The sequence below is a fragment of the Burkholderia sp. Ac-20392 genome (genome assembly GCF_017104585.1).
In the GTDB taxonomy this organism is placed as follows: Bacteria; Pseudomonadota; Gammaproteobacteria; order Burkholderiales; family Burkholderiaceae; genus Burkholderia; species Burkholderia lata.
The window spans coordinates 22457-28456 of sequence record NZ_JAAGPB010000059.1 but is presented as its reverse complement, the minus strand read 5'-3'; the positions used below and the strand labels follow the sequence as shown (position 1 = coordinate 28456).

Sequence of the window (6000 nt, the reverse complement as noted above, 5' to 3'; positions counted from 1 at the left end):
CGCAAGCGCGGCCCATGCGTCGCGATGCGCGGCGAGCTCATGCTCGCGCTCGTCCAATGCGGCCCGCCTGCGCGTCACGCCGGCACGTGCGGATTCGACCTGCTGACGCAGCGATTGCAACGTCGCCGCCGCCTGCGTCACGCCGAGCTGTGCATCGACGAGTTCGTCCGCAAGGCGAATCGCGTCGTCGACCGCAGGTGCGCCCGTTGCGAGATCGACCGCGCCGCTGCGGACATCACCCCACGCGCCATCGCGCCGCGCACGCGCCGCCAGCACGTCGGCGGTCGTGACGACCTTGTGGTTCTCCGCGAAGTGCTTTTCCTGCAGTTCGAGCCGCTCGAGCTCCTCAAGTGCGCCATCCCGCGCGTCACGTGCCGCAGCGACCGCGCTCGCGCGTTCGCTGTCTTCCTTCAGCAGCGTGCCGAGCCGCGCCGCCGACGGCACGTCGAGTGCGCGCAGCGCGTCGACCGGCATGCGCCACTGCCCGAGCGCATCGAGTGCGCCGGACAGGATGCGTTCGGCGGCGGCGATTTCATGTTCGAGTGCCTGCTCGCGCTGGCCACTGTTGCGAAAGCCCTGCGCATCGGCTAGCGCCGCACGCAGCGCCTCCGGCACATCGACGGTCGACAGGCGTGCCTGTTGTTCCTGCACCTGTGCAAGCTCGCGCGTGCGTTCATCGAGCGACTCGCGTGCGCCGGCAAGCGCCTGGTGCAGCGCACCGTGTTCGCGCAACAGATTGGCAACGGTCTTCAGCGACAACGCGGTCGGCAGCGACGCGCGCAGCGACGCTTCGTCCGTCGGCCAGTCGAGCTGGGCGGCCGCAGCGAATGCGGCGGACAGGTGTCGCTCGACATCCGCGCCGAGCAGCAGCAGATCCTGCGCGTGATTCATGCATGCGCCGCGCAGCCGATCGAGCGCTTCGATGTCGGCTTCGAGCGCGAGCGTGTCGGCATCGGCGTCGATTGCATCGCGCGCCTGCCGTTTCGCGAGCAGGTCGGCACGCCGTTCCTCGAGCACCTTCTGTTCGGCCGCGAGATCGCCCTGCGCCTTCAGCAGATCCGCATACGCGGTGGGCGGCAATTCGACGACCGCGCCCAGTTCCGCCAGTGCCGCGTCCTTGATCGTCAGTTCCTTCAGGTAGGGCGCGAGCCGTCGCACGCGTTCGAGCTTCGAGCGCAGCGCTTCGAGCCGGCGCTGCTCCGCGCGTGCCTCTTCGATCTGCTGTTCGACCGCTTCGCGCGCATCCTTGCGTTCGACCCAGTCGCGCGTGCGCACCTGAACCGTCTTCAGTTCGGTCACGGCTTCGTTGAACGACGATTCGGCGAGTGCAAACGCGCTGCCGGTGCGCCGCGGCGCCCAGAGCTCGACCGAACGCGCATCGAGCTCCTCACGCACCGGCCCGAGACTGCCGACACCGGCGGCCGATTCGAACAGCACCTGGCCAAGCTTGTCGGAGGCGTCGAGAATGCTCCGGCCGCCGTCGACCAGACGCCCGTGATCGAGCCCGAACATCTGTTCGAAGAATTCGCGCGTGGCGCCGTCGAGGACGGCGGCCGGATAGTCGTCGGGCAACTTGTCGTCGGCGGGCGTGCGCAGCGGACTGCGCCCGCGCGCACGGTGGAACGCGAGTTCGCCCGTGCCGCTTTCCAGCACGCCGCCGATCCGCAGTTCGGGTGTGCTGTGCAGGAAATCGAGCGGTGTCTGCAGCTTCATCCCGAACAGCAGTTCCGACACGGCCGTGCGAACCGTCGACTTGCCGGCCTCGTTCGGCCCCACGATCACATGGAAATCCTCGCCGGCCGACGGGAAACGCAACGTCTCGTCGGTGAACTTGCCGTACTTGATCAGATCGAGCTGGTTGATCCGCATCGCTTACTCCCCCCTCGCCAGCCGCGCAAGCAACGCGGGCCCGACCTGCTCGACGAGCGCGGTGAGCTCGCCTGCACGTGCCATCGTCAACAATGGCACCTCTTCCTTCACGTCACTGCGCACCTTGCCGACGAACGGCTTCAGGTCGCGTTCGAGCAGTTCGAGGAAATCCGGATCGCGCGCGGCGTCGGCCAGGATCTGCTTCAGGTCCTCCAGCGCCTCGAGCTGCTCGCTTTCGCCCGGCTGATGATCGGCCGCGGACGTCGCGAGCCGGACCTTCTCGAGCCACAGCCGCTCATTGCCGATGATGCCGATCTGGTTCAGCACCTCCGCGCGCAACTGCGGCGCGCGGCCGAAAAAGAGGCCATGCGCGGGCGTTCGCCCCGTGACCGTCACGCGCACCGCGCGCGGCACATGGCCGTCGACGGTCAGCAGCGTTTCCAGCGACTGGCCGATCTTTCTGGACAGGTCGGCAACGGTGAGGCAGTCGGACGCGTCGACCGACACGGCTTCCCAGCGCAGCACGTCGAGATACAGGCGCTCGACCTGCGTGCGACCTTGCTCGACCGTCACGAGCACCGCGCCGCGGCGGCCCGTCTCGCGGATATGGCGCCCCTGCAGGTTGCCGGGAAACACCACCGTGGACGACCCCGACCATTGCTGGAATTCGTGCACGTGGCCGAGCGCCCAGTAGTCGTAGCCTTTCGCGTGCAGTTCGGCCAGCGTGCACGGCGCATAGTTCGCGTGCGCCGCATAGCCTTCGAGCGCCGTGTGCAGCACGCCGATGTTGTAGTAACCGGGCACCGGGTCCGGATAGCCGATTGCGAGATTGTCGACGACAGCCTTGTCCTTGAAGCTCTGCCCGTGCAGCGCGACATCGAATTCCGGCAGCTTGTGGGTTTCCGCCTTGCGGTGGCCGAACACGGTGACGTTGTCGGGCAGCGTCAGCTTCTTCGTCATCTCGCTTTCGGCGTCGTGGTTGCCGCCGAGGACGAACGCGCGAATGCCGGCCTTGCGCAGGCGCCCCATCTGCTGGCCGAAGAAGATGCCCGTGTTGTGGTCCTTCCAGTCGCCGTCGTACAGGTCGCCGGCAATCACGAGGAACGCGACTTCCTCTTCGATCGCACGATCCACGAGTTGCCGCAGCGCCTCGCGCGACGCGTTGCGCAACTGCGCGGCCGGCGCGTCGGGATAGGCGCTCAGGCCGTGCAACGGGCTGTCAAGGTGTATGTCTGCCGCGTGGATGAACTTCACGAAGATTCCTCTGTTTCATGACGATGGGGGCTTGCGATCGCCGGGCGATGCCGCCAGCCAGGCCATCAGTCGCAATCCTGGTAGCCGCCGAGTTCGCCGCAATGGATACAGCGAAACATATACGCTGTCGGCGAGCCGTCCTTGTCGAGCGCGGCGAAGAAGCGCTCCCACTCGGCGCCCTCGTCGAGTCCGGTCGACTCCCGAATCGACGCAACGGCTTGCGGGCCGAGCGTGGTCAGTTCGCCGGCGCCCGCACGGCCGATGAACTGGCCGCCATCGCCGCAATGCGTCCACCATCGTTCCTGCTGCCAGCCCTGAAAGCCCGGTGTGCGACAGGCGATTTCGTCGACGACCGCGTCGGGCACTTCGTCCCATTCGCCGCCGCCGATGCCGTACGTGTCGGCAAAGACTGCGTCAAACCGCGCGTGCGCCGAGCCGTCCGCGATGCACCACGGACAGATGCATTGCTCATACTCGTCGACCGCATACACGGGGCCGGCGTACACATAACCGCGCGTGTCGCCGCAGCATACGCAGCGCGCGTCCGAGCGGATCACGCTGCCCGTTGCCAGCGGGTCGGGATGGTACCTGAAAGCGGGTAACGACATGAGGCTCTCCGTCGATCCGGAACGTGGGGAAGCACGCGATGCGCATTCGAACGGCTATTGTGCCGCGGCCCGGCCGCGTGACTGCGGAACCTCGGCCTCGACGAATGCTCCGTTCACGAAACGATAGACGCGATGCGTTACACCACCGTGCGCGAGATATTCCCACCGGATGTCGATGCCGACCGGGTCGTCGCGCCACGCGATCGCCAGGTAGGGCGATTGCGCTCCATCATCGGTGTCGAGCGAAACGGAGTCGATGCAGCTTTGAACCGGCAGCGAGAAACGCGGCACCGCACGGGCGCCGTGCAGTTCCAGCGCGTACAGCACCCCTTCTTCGCCCGCGCCGCAATATCCGGTCGGGCGGCTGTTCGACGAGCGGTTGACGACGACCAGCAGATAGTCGTTGCCGTCGATCCGCTTCGTATGGTCCGACGGGAACGCGACGCTCGATGCATCGCGCAATGCGCGGCGGAGCGCGGCTGGCACGATCAGTGCCGATTTCCTGTGGCGGGCTGTATCGACCTCGACCACCCCCGAGCGCCCCCATTCGATTGCGTGACCGTTGGCGAGCCGCACCGATTCGGGCGCCGGCGTTTCGGCGAAGGCAACGGTCGCATTCGAGGCCAGCAGCGCCAGCGCCGCGAGCTTCAACGCAACCGATTTCGTCGGGTTGATCCGTGTCCGCATAATTCGCGCAGGATTGTCGTGAAGTTCATCGCATGCGCGGGCATGCCGTTCGGGCAGGCCCGATCCAGGATCGCCCCGCGCGCGTCGTTCGTCACGGCGCACGCGGCAGATCCACAAAGGTGTCGTCACTCACCGCGCGGCACCGGCGGCGGTGCATAGCCGTTGTCATTGCCAGGGAACGGATTCGCGTTGCGGCGCAGCGCTTCCTCCTCGTTCTCCTTCTGCGCGAACACCGCGACGCCGATCACGCCGACGTTCGCGGCATCGCCATACTTCGAATTCGCGACATAGCTGTCGGGCACTGCCGCGAAGCGGAACGCGGCGACTTCGTCGCGGCTCTTGCGGAAGCCCTCGATCGTCAGCGTGCGCCCCGGATACAGCACGTAACCACCGTTCGTATAGCTGCCCGGCCGGCCCGACAGCACGTCGAGCCCGTCGACGCTCGACACGACCTCGAACGTGCGGCGCCCCTGGTTGCGCAGCACGATCATGTAGCGCGAACCTTCGACGCCCGCCATGTGCCAGCGGCCATCGCTGCGCGCCAGGCGCAACGGCGCACCCTTTTCGTCCGTGAACGACAGCGCGATGTCGCCGTTGGCGAGCGCGACGCGCGTCGGCAACCGGCGAACCTGGGACGCGGGCGGATGTCCGGGCAACGCATCGTTGTAGTAGACCGACGCGAGATCCGTCGGCTTCGCCGGATCCGCGCGTTCGAAATCGACCTGGCGGGTTTCGGATCGCACCGACTCGCCCCACGCAGTGCCGAGCCCGCGGCGTTCGCTGGCGTCCGGTGCAGCGGCGGACGCGCTGGTGCTGGCCGGCGGCGGTGGCAGCGTTGAGCAGGCGGCCAGCCAGAGCGCGCAGGCGAGCGCGAGAAGACGGAACAGGATGGTCATGACGTGAGGCCTCGGAATGTTATCGGGCCGCACCGGACTGGCCGGAACGGCGTTTTGGTGTCGTCTGTCGTCACGATGTCGATCGGACATGCTGGCCCGTATCGACCGGCGCCGCGATTGCGGCGGCCCGGCAACCGGGAGCTCCGCTATTTAAGCATGGCGGGCGGGCAATGGGCAGGGGGCGCGTACGCCGCCCGCTGCGGGCCCGTGCCGACGACACCGCTCAGCGCAGCCGCGACGGGCCCAGCCAGCAGCACGAACCGGTACGCCATGTCAGCTCAACCTGAGATCGAATTCCGTCGTCAACGTCGCGATCAATCCGTCGATATCGTTCCGGCCGTCATCGTGCAGGATCGCGTGCATGCCCAACTGTCTCGGGACAATCAGGTACTGACGCGGACCATCGCTCCCGCAGCCTCGACAAAATCCGGTTGGCCGAAAGGCGCCGGGCAGCCGCACGTATCGTGTCGATCGTCATCTTCGCGACGATGACGTTTCCGACAGTAGAACCTTGAAAATCACGTTTATGCGCGCCCGGCGAGCTGCTCTCGTTAGCGCGCCGAAGCGGATTATCGAGAGCCGGCCATCCACGCTGCAAGGGGCTTGTCGCGAAAGTACCCGTCTCAGCGCAACCGTTGAAGAGAGTCCGTACAATAGCGCGGCGGGAAAATCCCCATCCCCCATCA

At 66.9% G+C, this 6000-nt stretch carries 5 protein-coding genes; all 5 read right to left on the bottom strand.

Annotation, left to right across the window (positions count from 1 at the left end; genetic code table 11):
* The coding region (locus G3N99_RS10865) for a YhaN family protein (RefSeq protein ID WP_206122386.1) at window positions 1-1869 on the bottom strand (1869 nt) is incomplete at its 3' end.
* A gap of 3 nt (window positions 1870-1872) precedes the next feature.
* Window positions 1873-3123, bottom strand: coding sequence for a DNA repair exonuclease (locus tag G3N99_RS10860; protein ID WP_206122385.1), 1251 nt, complete (start codon window positions 3121-3123; stop codon window positions 1873-1875).
* A 65-nt stretch (window positions 3124-3188) separates the two neighbouring features.
* The gene (locus G3N99_RS10855) at window positions 3189-3731 is read right to left on the bottom strand and encodes a CbrC family protein (protein WP_206122384.1); all 543 of its coding nucleotides are present in this window, start codon (window positions 3729-3731) and stop codon (window positions 3189-3191) included.
* 54 nt (window positions 3732-3785) lie between these two features.
* Window positions 3786-4418, bottom strand: a complete 633-nt coding sequence (locus G3N99_RS10850; protein ID WP_206122383.1) for a hypothetical protein — start codon at window positions 4416-4418, stop codon at window positions 3786-3788.
* Between the two features lie 125 nt (window positions 4419-4543).
* Window positions 4544-5314, bottom strand: a complete 771-nt coding sequence (locus tag G3N99_RS10845; RefSeq protein ID WP_206122382.1) for a hypothetical protein — start codon at window positions 5312-5314, stop codon at window positions 4544-4546.
* Window positions 5315-6000: the final 686 nt, after the last annotated feature.

Excerpts from the sequence above, each read along its gene's own strand:
- G3N99_RS10855 (WP_206122384.1), bottom strand. The coding sequence starts at position 3,731 with ATGTCGTTACCCGCTTTCAGGTACCATCCCGACCCGCTGGCAACGGGC.
- G3N99_RS10850 (WP_206122383.1), bottom strand. The coding sequence starts at position 4,418 with ATGCGGACACGGATCAACCCGACGAAATCGGTTGCGTTGAAGCTCGCG.
- G3N99_RS10845 (WP_206122382.1), bottom strand. The coding sequence starts at position 5,314 with ATGACCATCCTGTTCCGTCTTCTCGCGCTCGCCTGCGCGCTCTGGCTG.